We start from the raw sequence: 14,063 nt of genomic DNA, 5'->3' as shown, positions 1-14,063 counted from the left end.
CGCCTGTCCCGCCCCTGCCTCACTGCCCGAGTCCGATCGTGTCTGCCACGATCAGACACATGATGAATTTCCTAGTCAAGACGATCGCCAACGCGGGCGCCCTGGCGGTCGCGGTGTGGCTGCTCAGCGACATCACCCTGACCGGTGACAGCACGGGCAAGGAGATCGGCACGCTGTTCCTGGTCGCACTGATCTTCGGACTGGTGAACTTCCTGGTCAAGCCGGTGGTGAAGCTGCTGAGTCTCCCCCTGCTCATCCTGACGCTCGGGCTGTTCACCCTGGTGGTGAACGCGCTGATGCTGATGCTCACCTCCTGGCTCGCCGACCAGCTCGACCTGAGCTTCCACGTGGAGGGCTTCTGGACCGCCGTACTGGGCGGTCTGATCATCTCCGTCGTCTCCTGGGCGCTCAACGTCGTACTGCCCGACGGGGACTGAAGCCGATGACCTACCGCGTCTGTTTCGTCTGCACCGGCAACATCTGCCGCTCCCCGATGGCCGAGTCCGTCTTCCGCGCGCGGGTGGCCAAGGCCGGACTCGACGGTCTGGTCGAGGTGGACAGCGCCGGTACGGACGGCTGGCACGAGGGCGAGGGCGCCGATCCCCGCACGGTGACCGTGCTGTGGGAGAACGGCTACGACACCGGCCACACGGCCCGGCGGTTCGACCCTTCCTGGTTCACCCGCCTCGACGCCGTCATCGCGCTCGACTCCGGCCACCTCGGGGAGCTGCGCCGCCTCGCGCCCACACAAGGGGACGCGGACAAGGTGCGCCTGCTGCGCTCCTACGATCCCGACGCCGGCGACGATCTCGACGTACCGGACCCCTACTACGGGGGCGCGGACGGATTCGACGAGTGTCTTGAGATGGTGGAGGCGGCGAGCACCGGACTGCTCGCCGCGGTACGTGAGCAGGTGGAAGGACGAGCGGCATGAACGATTCGACGACGGGCGCGGGCCACGGGCCGGCGCTGCCGGACGGGGCGGGCGACGGCACCCGCGCGGTGCGGGCCGGGCTGCCCGAGCCGGTCAAGCACGAACCGACCCTGCCCGGGCCGGTGTTCGCCGCCCACTTCCACCTGCCGGGCGACCCCACCGGCCCGTACACCTACGGCCGGGACGAGAACCCGACCTGGACGCTGCTGGAACGGGCCATCGGCGAGCTGGAGGCGCCCGGCCGGGACGACGTCGAGACCCTGGTGTTCGCCTCGGGCATGGCCGCGATCTCCTCGGTGCTCTTCTCCCAGCTGCGCGCCGGGGACGCGGTCGTCCTGCCGAACGACGGCTACCAGGCCCTGCCCCTGGTGCGGGACCAGCTGGAGACGTACGGCATCGAGGTGCGGACCGCGCCGACGGGCGGCGACGCCCAGCTCGAGGTCCTCGACGGCGCGAAGCTGCTGTGGATCGAGACGCCCTCGAATCCGGGGCTCGACGTGTGCGACGTGCGGCGGCTGGCCGGGGCGGCGCACGCGCGCGGCGCCCTGGTCGCCGTGGACAACACCCTCGCGACGCCGCTCGGCCAGCGCCCGCTGGAGCTCGGCGCCGACTTCGCGGTGGCCAGCGGCACCAAGCAGCTCACCGGGCACGGCGACGTGCTCCTGGGGTACGTCACCGGCCGGAACGCCGAGGCCATGGCCGCCGTCCGCCGCTGGCGCAAGATCGTCGGCGCCATTCCGGGGCCCATGGAGGCCTGGCTCGCGCACCGCTCGATCGCCACGCTCCAGCTGCGCGTCGACCGGCAGAACGCCACCGCGCTGACGCTCGCCCGGGCGCTGCAGGAGCGGCCCGAGGTCACGGGGCTGCGTCATCCGGGGCTTCCCGACGACCCTTCGCACAGGATCGCCTCGCAGCAGATGCGGCGCTATGGGTGCGTGGTGTCCTTCACGCTGCCCACGCGCGCGCGTGCGGACCGTTTCCTCGACGCGCTGAGGCTCGTGGACGACGCGACGAGCTTCGGCGGCGTACGGTCCACGGCGGAGCGGCGCGGGCGCTGGGGCGGGGACGCGGTGGCGGAGGGCTTCATCCGCTTCTCCGTGGGCGCCGAGGACCCGGAGGACCTGGTCGCGGACGTACTGCGCGCCCTGGACGCGTCAGCCGACTGACCGGCCGGGCCGGCAGGCGCCCGGCACACTGCGGCGGACGGTCCGAGCCTCCCCCCTCGTGGCTCGGACCGTCCTCGGTTCCGCGCGCGAAGAACCGCGCGACCAAGGCTAGTTGACTCAGTGTCAGTGTCCAATCACAGTAGCGACAGCGACCTATCGACTTATTTATAGTTGGACGTCCGGGCCCGGAGCCGGTCCGGCGAGGGAGGGTGTGGCGTGGATCTGGCCTTGCTGCGGACCTTCGTGACCGTGCACCGGGCCGGTTCCTTCACCCGCGCCGCCGCCCTGCTCGGCCTCTCCCAGCCGGCCGTCACCTCGCAGATACGGACACTGGAACGGCAGCTGGGGCGGCCCCTGTTCCTCCGGCAGGCGCGCGGTGTGACACCGACGACCATCGGGGACGAGCTCGCCCACAAGGCGGCACCGCACCTCGACGCCCTGGTGGAGATAGCCGAGACCGGCCTGGAGGAGGACTCCTCCTTACGGACGCTGCATCTGGCCGGCCCTGCGGAGTTCACCGCCGAACGGGCACTGCCCGTGCTCACGGAGCTGACCGGCGAGGACGGCCAGGGCTTCGCCCTGCGCGCCTCCTTCGGCACCGCCGAGGAGGTCCTCGAGGGACTGGCCGCCGGACACCACGATCTGGCCATCAGCACGGTCCGGCCACGCGGAGCCCTGCTCTCGGCGACCGCGCTCTGCGACGAGGAGCACGTCCTGGTCGCCGCCCCGCCCTGGGCCGAGCGGATCGGCTCCGGCACGCTCCACCGCACGGGTCCCTCGGTCCTGGAGCACGTCCCGGTGGTCGAGGTGCACGAGTCGCTGCCCTTCGTCGCCCGCTACTGGGCCTCCGTCTTCGACTCCCGCCCCGTCGCCCCGGGCACCGTCATCGTCCCGGATCTACGCGCGGTGCTGGCCTGCGTCGCCGCGGGAGCGGGGCTGGCGGTGCTGCCCCGCTACCTGTGCGCGGGTGCGCTCGAGCGGGATGACGTGGTGGCCCTGCACGAACCGGTGGTGCCTCCGCTGCGCACGTACTTCCTGGTGGTCCGCACCGGCACGCTGGCGATGCCGCACATCGCGCGGGCCCACGAGTGGCTGGAGCGGGCGGCCACCGGCTGGTGCTGACCCGTCGGTTCGGTGTCCCACCACGGGAAGTCGGCCGCTGCCCTCCCGCGATGTTTCACGTGGAACCAGCCGGGCCACATTCCCTCCATGACCGTCCGACCCGTGGTCAAGCGCACCGCCCGAGCCGTTCTGCTGGACGGCGAGAACCTGGTTCTGATCAAGCGCACCAAACCAGGCATGGATCCCTACTGGCTCACCCCGGGCGGCGGAGTGGAGCCGGAGGACCCCACCGTCGTGGACGCCCTGCACCGTGAGGTGTACGAGGAGCTCGGTGCGAAGATCACCGACGTGGTGCCCTGTTTCGTCGACACCGTGGAGCACATCGGCGAGGACGGCGGCGCCACCGGCGTGAAGGTGCAGCACTTCTTCGTATGCCGCCTGGAGTCCATGGATCCGTCCCTGCGTCACGGCCCGGAGGTCGACGAACCCGTCGGCCAGTACGAGATCGTCCGCGTGCCGTTCACCCGCGTCGGGATCGCCTCCGTCCACCTGGTACCGCTGTCGCTGCGGCACTACCTGGACGGCAACATCGAGGGCGTACGCGCCATGCACGCCCCCGACCTGGGGTGACGCCCGCCCCTTACGCGGCTCGCACCAGTTCGTAGGCTTCCCAGAGATCCCGCCCCGTGTAGGAGTGGGTCGCGAGGCCGGTCAGATGCCGGTCCGCGTTGACCGCGACGGAGACCGGCACCGCGCCGAACAGGTCCTTGTCCGACATCGAGTCGCCATAGGCGACGCAGTCCGCGCGGGTCACTCCGAACTCCGCGCACAGACGGTCTGCGATCCGGACCTTGGCCGCCGCGTTGAGGACGCCGGCCGGGTCCACGGGCTCCATGAACGGCACGGCGGGAAAGCGAGAGCCGTACGCAGCGTGCGCACCCCAGTCGGTGAGCCGTTCCACGAAGAAGGACGGGGACAGCGAGACCACGGCGCAGTAGTCACCGTTCCGTGTGAGCTCCGCCCAGACCTCGCGGATACGGGCCAGCCACGGAGCCGCTTCGAACGCCGCCGTCACATGCGCCTCCGTGAGGCCCGCCCAGAGCGTGTGCACCTGTGTGGCGTACTCCGGTGGCCCGATCAGGCCCGACGAGATCGCCCGGTCGAGGGCCACCGCCTCGGCCTCCAGTCCCAGTTGCCGCGAGATCTCCACGGGAGCCGAGGTGCCGTGGAGCAGGGTGCCGTCGAGATCGAAGAGATGAAGCCTCGCCATGAGCGACGAGGTTAACGGCTCCTGCCTCCTTCATCTCCGGAGGAAGGAAGCAGCCACGTGCCGTTCTCGCATGTTTCACGTGAAACATCCCGCGCCCGTGTCCGCACTCCGCCCGTGACCGCGGCATGGCCAAAAGCTCGCACGAGTCTCCTGAAACAGGTGGACGCCGAAGCCCCCTGTCGGACAGCCTGACCTGCGTGCCGACACCTTCCCTTGCCTCTCTGCCCATCCGCCGTCTGACGCTCCGCGACCTCACCGCCTGCGCCGACCTGTCCGAGGACCGGGGGTGGCCACGGGAGGAGCACAAGTGGGGCCTCCTCCTCACGGCCGGAAAGGGTTACGGGATCGACGATCCTGACGGTGGCCTGGTGGCCGCCTGTGTCGTCACCGAGTACGGGCCGCGGGAACAGCCCGCTCTCGCGGCCGTCGGCATGGTCCTGGTCGCCGAACGGCATGCCCGCCGGGGCGTGGGACGCCGGCTCATGCGTCACATCGTCTCCGCGATGGGCACCACACCCCTCACCCTGCACGCGACCCCCTTCGGCCGGCCCCTCTACGAAGAACTCGGTTTCAAGGTCACCGGCCGTGCCGAGATGCTGCGCGGCCACTTCGTTCCCACCGGTGACCGGCCGGAGGTCGCCACCCGGGCCGCGACCGCGGAGGACCTCCCCTCGGTCGTCCGGCTCGACGAGGAGGTGTTCGGTGCCGACCGGACGCACATCGTCACCCGCCTGCCCGCCTTCGCCGATCAACTGCACGTCGCCGAGGAGGGCGGACGGGTCATCGGTTACGCGGCCGCCTGGCCCAACATGGACACCCATGTCGTGGGCCCGCTCATCGCCCGCGACACGGCGACGGCCGAGGCACTGCTCGCTTCGCTCGCCGCCCGCACCGACCGGCCGCTGCGCACCGACATCGACGTGCGGCACGAAGAGCTGCTGAGCTGGGCGAAGGCACACGGGCTGGCGTCCGTCGCGTCGAACGCCGTCATGACGTACGGGATCACGGAGCTGCCCGGGGACTGGAGCCGACGGTTCGCACCGGTGACGGTCGCTGCGGCCTGACATCCATCGCACGTGACGACGCCGGCCCCGGTTTTCGGGGTCGGCGTCGTCACGTCAGGTGGGCATCGTCGTCAGACGAGGGCCTCCACGGCGGCCGTGGCGAAGGCGTGGTCCTGCTCCGGGGCGCCACCGCCGACACCGATCGCGCCGATCAGCCGGCCGTCGCGCCGGACGGGCACGCCCCCGGCGATGAACAGCAGCGGCCGGTCGAGTGCGGTGGGCAGGGTGTGGAAGAGGCCTCCGGGCTGCACGGCGTCCACGAGGTCGGCGGTCGGCGCGTTCAGCTGGAGCGCGGTGTACGCCTTGCGGGTGCTGGTCTCACCGGAGATCAGCACGGCGCGGTCGTCCCGGCGGAAGGCGAGCAGGTGTCCGCCCGCGTCGAGGACGGTGACGCTGACCGTGACACCGGCCGCCTCGGCGGCCTGACGTGCGGCGGCGACCAGGGCTTCGGCTTCCGCGGTGGTGAGCGGGGCGACGGCGGTGGTGGTGCTCATGAGGTGGTTCTCCTTGTGGTACGGGTGATGTCGGTAGTGCCGGAGTGAGGCGTCGGCGGAAGCGGGGACGGCCCTGGCCCCGCGCCTGCCGGCCCTGTGGGTCAGTGAGGGACGGCGGCCCGCCGCTCGGTGGGCACCGGGCCGGCGAGCACGGTGCCGGGCCGGGTGTCGCGGCGCTCGAGAGCGGCCGAGACGAACGCCAGCACCAGGGCACTCGCGGCGAGAACGGCGCCGACCCAGTTGGGTGCGGTGTAGCCGAGGCCGGCCCCGATCACGAGGCCGCCGAGCCAGGCGGACAGCGCGTTGCCGAGGTTGAAGGCTCCGATGTTCAGGGCCGAGGCCAGGGTGGGGGCGCCGTGCGCGTGGTCGAGGACCCGCTTCTGCAGGGGCGGCACCGTGGCGAATCCCAGGGCGCCGATGAGGACGATGGTGACGGCGGCGGCGATCTTGCTGTGCGCGGTCAGGGTGAAGAGCGCGAGGACGACGGCGAGGGCGCCCAGAGAGAGGTACAGCATGGGCATCAGAGCGCGGTCCGCGTACCTGCCGCCGATGAGGTTGCCGCCGACCATTCCGAGGCCGAAGAGGACCAGCAGCCAGGTCACGGAGCCGTCGGCGAAACCGGTGACGTGCGTCATCATCGGCGCGATGTAGGTGATGGCCGCGAAGACGCCACCGAATCCGAGAACGGTCATCGCCATGGCGAGCAGGACCTGGACGTTCTTCAGGGCTGCCAGTTCGTGACGCAGCCGCACACCCTCGGCCTTGGGCATGTCGGGGACCAGCCTGGCGATACCGGCCAGGCCGACGACGCCGAGGGCGGCGACGATGCCGAAGGTGAACCGCCAGCCGACGGACTGGCCGACGAGCGTGCCCAGCGGAACACCGACGACATTGGCGACGGTCAGTCCGGTGAACATCAGGGCGATGGCTCCGGCCTTCTTGTCCGGGGCGACCAGATCGGCCGCGACCACCGAGCCGATACCGAAGAAGGCACCGTGGGCCAGTGAGGCGACCACCCGCCCGGTCAGCATGAGGCCGAAGGACGGAGCCAGCGCGGACAGCAGGTTCCCCGCGATGAACAGCCCCATCAGCAGCATCAGCATCCGCTTGCGGGAGATCCTGGTGCCGAGCACGGTCATCAGCGGGGCGCCGAACATGACGCCCAGCGCGTAGCCGGTCACCAGATAGCCGGCGGTGGGGATGGAGACACCGAAGTCACCCGCGACCTCGGGCAGCAAGCCCATGATCACGAACTCCGTGGTTCCGATTCCGAAGGCCCCGATCGCGAGGGCCAGAAGCGCGAGAGGCATGGGGGACAGACCTTCCCAGACGATTGCAGGAGCGCTTTGCGTGCTCCGACAATAATTGCAGACGCTGACTATTTGCAAGCGCCGTATATCGCGGGCTTGCTCTACCCTGGTGTCAGCAGCTCCTGGACGGAGGAAACGCCCATGACAGCCACGGACCCCGCGCTCACCGCCCTCGCTCAGGGCTGGTGCGCACTCTCCCTGCTGCACGGGAGGATCGAGGCCCACATCGAGCGCGCCCTTCAGGCCCGGCATGATCTGAGCGTGCGGGAGTACTCCCTGCTCGACGTGCTGAGCCGGCAGCACGACGGTGACGGGGGCCATCTGCAGATGAAGCAGGTCGCCGACGCGGTCGTGCTCAGCCAGAGCGCCACCACGCGCCTGGTCACCCGTCTCGAGGACCGCGGACTGCTGGAGCGCTACCTGTGCCCCACCGACCGCCGGGGCATCTACACCAACGTCACCGAGGCCGGCCTCAAGCTGCTGGACGAGGCACGGCCGACCAACGACACGGCCCTGCGCGAGGCCCTCGACGCGGCGGCGGAGAACCCCGACCTCGCTCCCCTGGTCCGGGCCGTGGAAACGCTGAAGGCGCCGGTGCCCGCATAGGGTGCCGGCATGGATGATCTGGAAATACGGGCCGCGGTCGCCGATGACGTCCCCGCGATCGTCGGCATGCTCGCGGACGACCCCCTGGGCGCGCGGCGCGAGTCACCGGACGACCTCAGCCCGTACCTGGCCGCTCTGGAGCGGCTCGACGCCGACCCGAACCAGCACCTGGTCGTCGCGGTCCGCGAAGGCCGCGTCGTCGGCACGCTTCAGCTCACGGTCGTTCCCGGACTCTCCCGCCGCGGCGCCACCCGGTCGATCATCGAAGCGGTCCGCGTCCACGCGGACGAGCGCGGCAGCGGCCTGGGAAGCCGGCTCGTCGAGTGGGCGATCGACGCCTCCCGCCGCGAGGGCTGCCAACTGGTTCAGCTGACCTCCGACAACACCCGGACCGATGCCCACCGCTTCTACGAGCGCCTTGGCTTCACGGCCTCCCACGTGGGCTTCAAACTGCCGCTGTGACCAAAGAACCCGGGGCCCTGTTTCACGTGAAACAGGGCCCCGCACGCACTCCCGGACGCTAACCGATACCCCGCCACCCCTCCGGGTCCACTCCGCCCGGTACAGGAGCCTTCTCGTCGTACGGCTGACGCGTGAACACGAAGGAACCCAGGTCGAGATGGCTCAGCGAGCCGTCCGATCGCCGTACGGGCTTGAGGAGTTCTCCGGCGTAGTAGCCCTCCAGGCCCACCCAGGTGCCGTCCTCCGCCGGACGGAAACGTGAGCGCCGGCCGTTGCCGGACAGCGGCTCCAGCGAGACGAGACCGTCGGCCCGGAGCCGGAGCGCGAACGCGGACGTCCCCCAGTACCACTGCCCCACCAGCTCCAGTGCCGCCGGATCAGCCTCTCGCAGCGGCCGCCAGGGAGCCGGGATACGCGGTTCCGCCTCGGCGACGATCCGGACGAGGTCGGCGGCGACCGTGAACGGCGCCGGTCCGGACGTGCAGTTGGCCAGGACCACCGCGCTCACGTCGTCCGCCACCCCGATCGTGAGACAGGCGAGGAAGCCCGGCAGCGAACCCGTGTGCCCGACGAGAGAACGTCCGTGCTGGCGACGGATCTCCATGCCCAGGCAGTACGCGTAGCCGCTCGCCACGTCCGCCGCCTCGACCGGCGCGGCCGGCGTCCTCATCTCCCGCAACGACCCGGCGCTCAGCACCCGTTCGTCGCCCTCGACCAGAAAGGCGGCGAACCGCGCCAGATCGGCCGCGGTGGACCACAACTGACCGGCGGGCGCCATCACCCCGAGGTCCTCCAGAGGCTCGGGCAGCATCACATCGGCCCATGGATGCACCGCCCAGCCACCCGCGTGCGGCGCTTCCGCGCGCACGGTCGTACGACGCAGGCCCAGAGGTACGAGCACATCGCGTCGGAGCACCTCCTCCCACGGGGCACCGCGCAGCTTCTCGACCAGGGCGCCGAGCAACGCGTATCCGGGGTTCGAGTAGTGGAACCGCCGGCCGGCGGGGTGCAGCAGGGGCCGCTCGCCCAGCACGTCGGCGAGGCCGGGACGCAGGGAACCAGGGGTCCGCTCCCACCAGGGGCCGGGCGTCTCGGCGGCCAACCCGCCGCTGTGGGCCAGCAGTTCGGCGACGGTCACGTCACCCACGCCCGTACCCGGCAGGTGCTTCTCCAGCGGGTCGGCGAGATCGAGCGCTCCCTCGTCGCGCAGCCGGAGCACCAGAACGGCCGTGAAGGTCTTGGTGATCGAACCGATCCGGTACTGCACGTGCTCGTCCGGAGCGTGCCCTTCCACCGACGTCCGCGCCCCCGTCCACACGGTTCTCCCGCCCCGCACCACGGCCGCGACGAGCGACGGTGCGCGTCCTTCGCTCTGGGCGACGGCAATCCTGTGCAGCAGCGCCCGACGCGTACCGGGCAGCAGTTCTTCCTGATGAGGTGTCGTCATGCCCTCAGTTCAGCAGGAACAGGTCAGGTCTGCGCCATGTCCACGAAGCGCGAGTAGTGGCCCTGGAAGGCCACCGTGATCGTGGCCGTCGGACCGTTTCGGTGCTTCGCCACGATCAGGTCCGCCTCGCCCGCGCGCGGGGACTCCTTCTCGTAGGCGTCCTCGCGGTGCAGCAGGATGACCATGTCGGCGTCCTGCTCGATGGACCCGGACTCACGCAGGTCGGAGACCATCGGCTTCTTGTCCGTGCGCTGCTCGGGGCCACGGTTGAGCTGGGAGAGCGCGATGACCGGGATCTCCAGCTCCTTGGCGAGCAGCTTGAGGTTACGGGACATGTCCGAGACCTCCTGCTGACGGCTCTCGGAGCGTTTGGAACCGCCGGACTGCATCAGCTGGAGGTAGTCGATGACGACCAGCTTCAGATCGTTGCGCTGCTTCAGGCGACGGCACTTGGCCCGGATCTCCATCATCGACAGGTTCGGGGAGTCGTCGATGTAGAGCGGTGCCGCCGAGACGTCCGGCATCCGGCGTGCCAGGCGCGTCCAGTCCTCGTCGGTCATCGTGCCGGAGCGCATGTGGTGCAGGGCGACCCGGGCCTCGGCGGACAGCAGGCGCATCGCGATCTCGTTGCGCCCCATCTCGAGCGAGAAGATGACGCTCGGCAGGTTGTTCTTGATGGACGCGGCCCGCGCGAAGTCCAGGGCGAGCGTCGACTTGCCCATCGCGGGACGCGCGGCGATGACGATCATCTGCCCCGGGTGCAGGCCGTTGGTGAGCGAGTCGAAGTCGGTGAACCCGGTGGGCACCCCGGTCATCTCACCACTGCGCGATCCGATCGCCTCGATCTCGTCGAGCGCGCCCTCCATGATGTCGCCGAGCGGCAGGTAGTCCTCGCTGGTGCGCTGCTCGGTGACCGCGTAGATCTCCGCCTGAGCGCGGTTGACGATCTCGTCGACGTCGTCGTCGGCCGCGTATCCCATCTGTGTGATGCGCGTGCCTGCCTCGACCAGGCGGCGCAGCACGGCGCGCTCGTGCACGATCTCCGCGTAGTAGGCCGCGTTGGCCGCCGTGGGGACCGTCTGGACGAGGTTGTGCAGATACGAGGCCCCGCCGACCTTGTTGATCTCACCGCGCTTGGTCAGCTCCGCGGCGATGGTGATGGGGTCGGCCGGCTCGCCCTTGGCGTAGACGTCGAGGATGGCCGTGTAGATGGTCTCGTGGGCCGGCTTGTAGAAGTCGTGGCCCTTGAGGATCTCGACGACGTCGGCGATGGCGTCCTTGGACAGCAGCATGCCGCCCAGCACGGACTGCTCGGCCTCGAGGTCCTGCGGCGGCACCCTTTCGAACGCTGAGCCCCCACCGTCCCACGCGCCGTTGTCCCGGCCGCGGTCGTGCTGCTCGTCGCGGCCCCTGCCCCGGTCCTCGCGGCGACGGGAGGCGGGCAGACGATCACTGGGTCCGCTCTCGGCCCACGGGTCGTCCAAGGGCTCGGAAATGCTCACCGAGCCACCTCCTCCCGTCCGCCGGAACGGACCTCGCCGTGCCTCTCTGTTCTAAGGCACGGCACTGACAAATAAGAGGCCCAACTCCAGTTGTCGCGCGCCGGATTTGTGGCGTTTGTGAAACCGGTGGACGGAGCGAGCGCCGGACCACCGTAGGCCCGTCGGCACCGTCAGCCAATCTGGTTATCCACAGGCCCTGTGGACGACCGGCCCAATGCTGTGGAGAACTCCGCGAAACCTGTGCACGAGCCGGTGGACAGCCCTGTGAACAAGCCCAAATCTTTGGCATCCACAGGGCCGTGACCTGCGTTTTCATCATCCACCGGCTGTGCAGAAGAAAAAGTTGCCCAGTCGGCTCAAGATCGCTTCATGCGATGTACCCAAGCCCACACCCAGAGCCACAAAGTAAGGGTTCACAGGGCTTTGCATCTCTTACCTGTGGACGATTAGATTGGTGCGCATGACACAGGCCCCCGCGCGGCCCGGAGCCGCTCGACGGCGGCATGACCGCGAAATCGTCATGCTGGCAGTCCCCGCCTTCGGCGCCCTCGTCGCCGAGCCGCTCTTCGTCATGGCGGACAGCGCCGTCGTCGGCCATCTGGGCACGGCACAGCTCGCCGGTCTCGGCGTCGCCTCGGCCCTACTGATGACCGCCGTGAGCGTCTTCGTCTTTCTGGCCTACGCCACCACGGCCGCCGTCGCCCGGCGCGTCGGAGCCGGCGACCTCCCCTCGGCCATCCGTCAGGGCATGGACGGAATCTGGCTGGCCCTGCTCCTCGGCGCCACCGTCATGGCCGTCGTCCTGCCCACGGCACCCGCCCTCGTGGAACTCTTCGGCGCCTCCGCCACGGCGGCTCCCCACGCGACCACCTATCTGCGGATCTCCACACTCGGCATACCGGCCATGCTGGTCGTGCTAGCCGCGACCGGTGTCCTGCGCGGACTGCAGAACACCAGGACACCGCTCTACGTCGCCATCGCCGGCTTCGCCGCCAACGGTGTGCTCAATGTCGTCCTGGTCTACGGCGCCGGCCTGGGCATCGCGGGCTCCGCCTGGGGCACCGTCATCGCGCAGTGCGGCATGGCCTCGGTCTACCTGGTCGTGGTGCTGCGCGGAGCGCGCAGGCACGGGGCGTCACTGCGCCCGGACGCCGCCGGGATCAGGGCGTCCGCCCGGGCGGGCGTCCCCCTGCTGGTCCGGACCCTCTCGCTCCGGGCGATCCTGATGATCGCGACAGCCGTCGCCGCCCGTCTCGGCGACTCCGAGATCGCGGCCCACCAGATCATCCTCTCCCTGTGGAGCCTGCTCGCCTTCGCGCTGGACGCCATCGCCATCGCCGGGCAGGCCATCATCGGGCGTTATCTGGGCGCCGGCGACGACCGGGGTGCCCGTGAGGCATGCCGCCGCATGGTCGAGTGGGGGATCGCGGTCGGTGTCGTCCTCGGCGTCCTGGTGGTGCTCGCCCGGCCGGTGTTCCTGCCCCTGTTCACCAGTGACGCCACGGTCACGGACGCGGCGCTGCCCGCCCTGGTGCTGGTGGCTCTGTCCCAGCCGATCTGCGGCGTCGTCTTCGTCCTGGACGGGGTCCTGATGGGTGCGGGCGACGGACCTTACCTGGCCTGGGCGATGCTGCTGACCCTCGCGGTGTTCACTCCCGCCGCCCTGCTGGTTCCCTCACTCGGGGGCGGACTCACCGCGCTGTGGGCCACGATGACGCTCATGATGACCGTGCGGATGCTGACCCTGTGGCTCCGCACCCGATCCGGCCGCTGGATCGTCACGGGCGCCGCACGCTGACCGTTTCACGTGGAACACGGCGATGGGGGCCGCACCCCGAAGGGTGCGGCCCCCATGCTCACTGCTTCAGCGAGCGCGGCACTCAGCCGGCGACGACCTCGATGGCGACCTTGGCGGCCACCTCGGGGTGCAGACGCACGGACGTCTCGTGGGCGCCCAGCGTCTTGATCGGCGAGCCCAGCTCGATGCGGCGCTTGTCGACCTCGGGACCACCGGCGGCCTTGATCGCCGAAGCGATGTCGGCCGGGGTGACGGAACCGAAGAGACGACCGGCGTCGCCGGAGCGAACGGCCAGGCGGACCTTGACGCCCTCGAGCTGGGCCTTCACCTGGTTGGCCTGCTCGATGGTCTGGATCTCGTGGATCTTGCGAGCACGACGGATCTGCTCGACGTCCTTCTCGCCGCCCTTGGTCCAGCGGATCGCGAGCTTCCGCGGAACCAGGTAGTTGCGAGCGTAGCCGTCCTTGACGTCGACGACATCGCCCGCGGCACCGAGGCCGGAGACCTCGTGGGTGAGGATGATCTTCATGAGTCGGTCACCCTTCCCTTATCGCGCGGTGGAGGTGTAGGGCAGCAGCGCCATCTCACGGCTGTTCTTGACGGCCGTGGCGACGTCACGCTGGTGCTGCGTGCAGTTGCCGGTCACGCGGCGGGCACGGATCTTGCCGCGGTCGGAAATGAACTTCCGCAGCATGTTCGTGTCCTTGTAGTCCACGTACGTGACCTTGTCCTTGCAGAATGCGCAGACCTTCTTCTTAGGCTTGCGCACAGGCGGCTTCGCCATGATGTTTCTCCTGTGTGATCAAGAAGTGTGGGTACGGCCCGCCTAGAAGGGGGGCTCGTCCGAGTAGCCGCCGCCGCTGCCGCCGGAGCCACCGCCCCAGCCGCCGCCACCGCCCTGCTGGCCACCGGCGGGAGCGCCGGTCGCCCACGGGTCGTCGGCGGGAG

16 protein-coding genes and 1 pseudogene are annotated in these 14,063 nt (G+C 70.0%); 9 read left to right on the top strand and 8 right to left on the bottom strand.

What is annotated here, in order from left to right; translation table 11 throughout:
- Positions 1-59 precede the first annotated feature (59 nt).
- The 5 genes from B7767_RS04630 to B7767_RS04610 all read left to right on the top strand — a co-directional run bounded on the left by B7767_RS04630 (position 60) and on the right by B7767_RS04610 (position 3,792).
- Positions 60-437, top strand: a complete 378-nt coding sequence (locus B7767_RS04630; RefSeq protein WP_085570996.1) for a phage holin family protein — start codon at positions 60-62, stop codon at positions 435-437.
- Positions 438-442: 5 nt separating this feature from the next.
- Positions 443-934 carry a low molecular weight protein-tyrosine-phosphatase gene (locus tag B7767_RS04625; RefSeq protein ID WP_085570995.1) on the top strand — a complete coding sequence of 164 codons (492 nt, stop codon included), beginning with the start codon at positions 443-445 and terminating at the stop codon, positions 932-934.
- Complete coding sequence (locus B7767_RS04620; RefSeq protein ID WP_085570994.1) at positions 931-2,100, top strand: cystathionine gamma-lyase; 1,170 nt, start codon at positions 931-933, stop codon at positions 2,098-2,100. Before B7767_RS04625 ends, B7767_RS04620 begins: the two co-directional genes overlap by 4 nt.
- 216 nt (positions 2,101-2,316) lie before the next feature.
- Positions 2,317-3,222 carry a LysR family transcriptional regulator gene (locus B7767_RS04615; protein WP_085570993.1) on the top strand — a complete coding sequence of 302 codons (906 nt, stop codon included), beginning with the start codon at positions 2,317-2,319 and terminating at the stop codon, positions 3,220-3,222.
- An 87-nt stretch (positions 3,223-3,309) separates the two neighbouring features.
- Complete coding sequence (locus B7767_RS04610; RefSeq protein WP_085570992.1) at positions 3,310-3,792, top strand: NUDIX domain-containing protein; 483 nt, start codon at positions 3,310-3,312, stop codon at positions 3,790-3,792.
- A 10-nt stretch (positions 3,793-3,802) separates the two neighbouring features.
- Here B7767_RS04610 and B7767_RS04605 read toward each other — a convergent pair whose 3' ends face one another.
- On the bottom strand, positions 3,803-4,432 hold the full coding sequence (locus B7767_RS04605; protein ID WP_085570991.1) for an HAD family phosphatase: 630 nt from the start codon (positions 4,430-4,432) through the stop codon (positions 3,803-3,805).
- Positions 4,433-4,629: 197 nt separating this feature from the next.
- Between B7767_RS04605 and B7767_RS04600 the strand changes: the two genes are divergently transcribed.
- Complete coding sequence (locus B7767_RS04600) at positions 4,630-5,496, top strand: GNAT family N-acetyltransferase (RefSeq protein ID WP_085570990.1); 867 nt, start codon at positions 4,630-4,632, stop codon at positions 5,494-5,496.
- Positions 5,497-5,567: 71 nt separating this feature from the next.
- On the opposite strand, the gene B7767_RS04595 is transcribed toward B7767_RS04600, so the two are convergent.
- Together B7767_RS04595 and B7767_RS04590 are read right to left on the bottom strand one after the other, a co-directional pair.
- Positions 5,568-5,990: a heme-binding protein gene (locus tag B7767_RS04595; protein WP_085570989.1), complete on the bottom strand. Its 423-nt coding sequence runs from the start codon at positions 5,988-5,990 to the stop codon at positions 5,568-5,570.
- 101 nt (positions 5,991-6,091) lie between these two features.
- Positions 6,092-7,300, bottom strand: coding sequence for an MFS transporter (locus B7767_RS04590; protein WP_085570988.1), 1,209 nt, complete (start codon positions 7,298-7,300; stop codon positions 6,092-6,094).
- A 141-nt stretch (positions 7,301-7,441) separates the two neighbouring features.
- On the opposite strand from B7767_RS04590, the gene B7767_RS04585 reads away from it, so the two are divergent.
- Together B7767_RS04585 and B7767_RS04580 are read left to right on the top strand one after the other, a co-directional pair.
- Positions 7,442-7,906, top strand: coding sequence for a MarR family winged helix-turn-helix transcriptional regulator (locus B7767_RS04585; protein ID WP_085570987.1), 465 nt, complete (start codon positions 7,442-7,444; stop codon positions 7,904-7,906).
- A gap of 9 nt (positions 7,907-7,915) precedes the next feature.
- Positions 7,916-8,368, top strand: a complete 453-nt coding sequence (locus B7767_RS04580; RefSeq protein WP_085570986.1) for a GNAT family N-acetyltransferase — start codon at positions 7,916-7,918, stop codon at positions 8,366-8,368.
- A gap of 58 nt (positions 8,369-8,426) precedes the next feature.
- Here the strand turns inward: B7767_RS04580 and B7767_RS04575 are convergent, their stop codons facing one another.
- On the bottom strand, positions 8,427-9,815 hold the full coding sequence (locus tag B7767_RS04575; protein ID WP_085570985.1) for a serine hydrolase: 1,389 nt from the start codon (positions 9,813-9,815) through the stop codon (positions 8,427-8,429).
- Between the two features lie 23 nt (positions 9,816-9,838).
- The gene (gene dnaB, locus B7767_RS04570; RefSeq protein WP_073933344.1) at positions 9,839-11,317 is read right to left on the bottom strand and encodes a replicative DNA helicase; all 1,479 of its coding nucleotides are present in this window, start codon (positions 11,315-11,317) and stop codon (positions 9,839-9,841) included.
- 460 nt (positions 11,318-11,777) lie between these two features.
- Here dnaB and B7767_RS04565 point away from each other — a divergent pair, with 460 nt between their 5' ends.
- Positions 11,778-13,115 carry an MATE family efflux transporter gene (locus tag B7767_RS04565; protein WP_085571007.1) on the top strand — a complete coding sequence of 446 codons (1,338 nt, stop codon included), beginning with the start codon at positions 11,778-11,780 and terminating at the stop codon, positions 13,113-13,115.
- A gap of 82 nt (positions 13,116-13,197) precedes the next feature.
- Here the strand turns inward: B7767_RS04565 and rplI are convergent, their stop codons facing one another.
- From rplI to B7767_RS49240, 3 genes and pseudogenes are all read right to left on the bottom strand, one after another.
- Positions 13,198-13,644 (bottom strand): 50S ribosomal protein L9, encoded by a 447-nt coding sequence (gene rplI / locus B7767_RS04560; RefSeq protein WP_030857086.1) that lies wholly within the window; start codon positions 13,642-13,644, stop codon positions 13,198-13,200.
- Between the two features lie 18 nt (positions 13,645-13,662).
- On the bottom strand, positions 13,663-13,899 hold the full coding sequence (rpsR, locus tag B7767_RS04555) for a 30S ribosomal protein S18 (protein WP_003949403.1): 237 nt from the start codon (positions 13,897-13,899) through the stop codon (positions 13,663-13,665).
- Positions 13,900-13,941: 42 nt separating this feature from the next.
- Positions 13,942-14,063 (bottom strand): annotated as a pseudogene (locus B7767_RS49240) (single-stranded DNA-binding protein); the annotation flags it as partial.

Origin of the sequence: Streptomyces sp. 13-12-16, assembly GCF_002114215.1 — a bacterium.
Taxonomy (GTDB): Bacteria; Actinomycetota; Actinomycetes; order Streptomycetales; family Streptomycetaceae; genus Streptomyces.
Note: the sequence above shows the minus strand (reverse complement) of the source record. Positions and strands in the feature narration are given on the sequence as shown.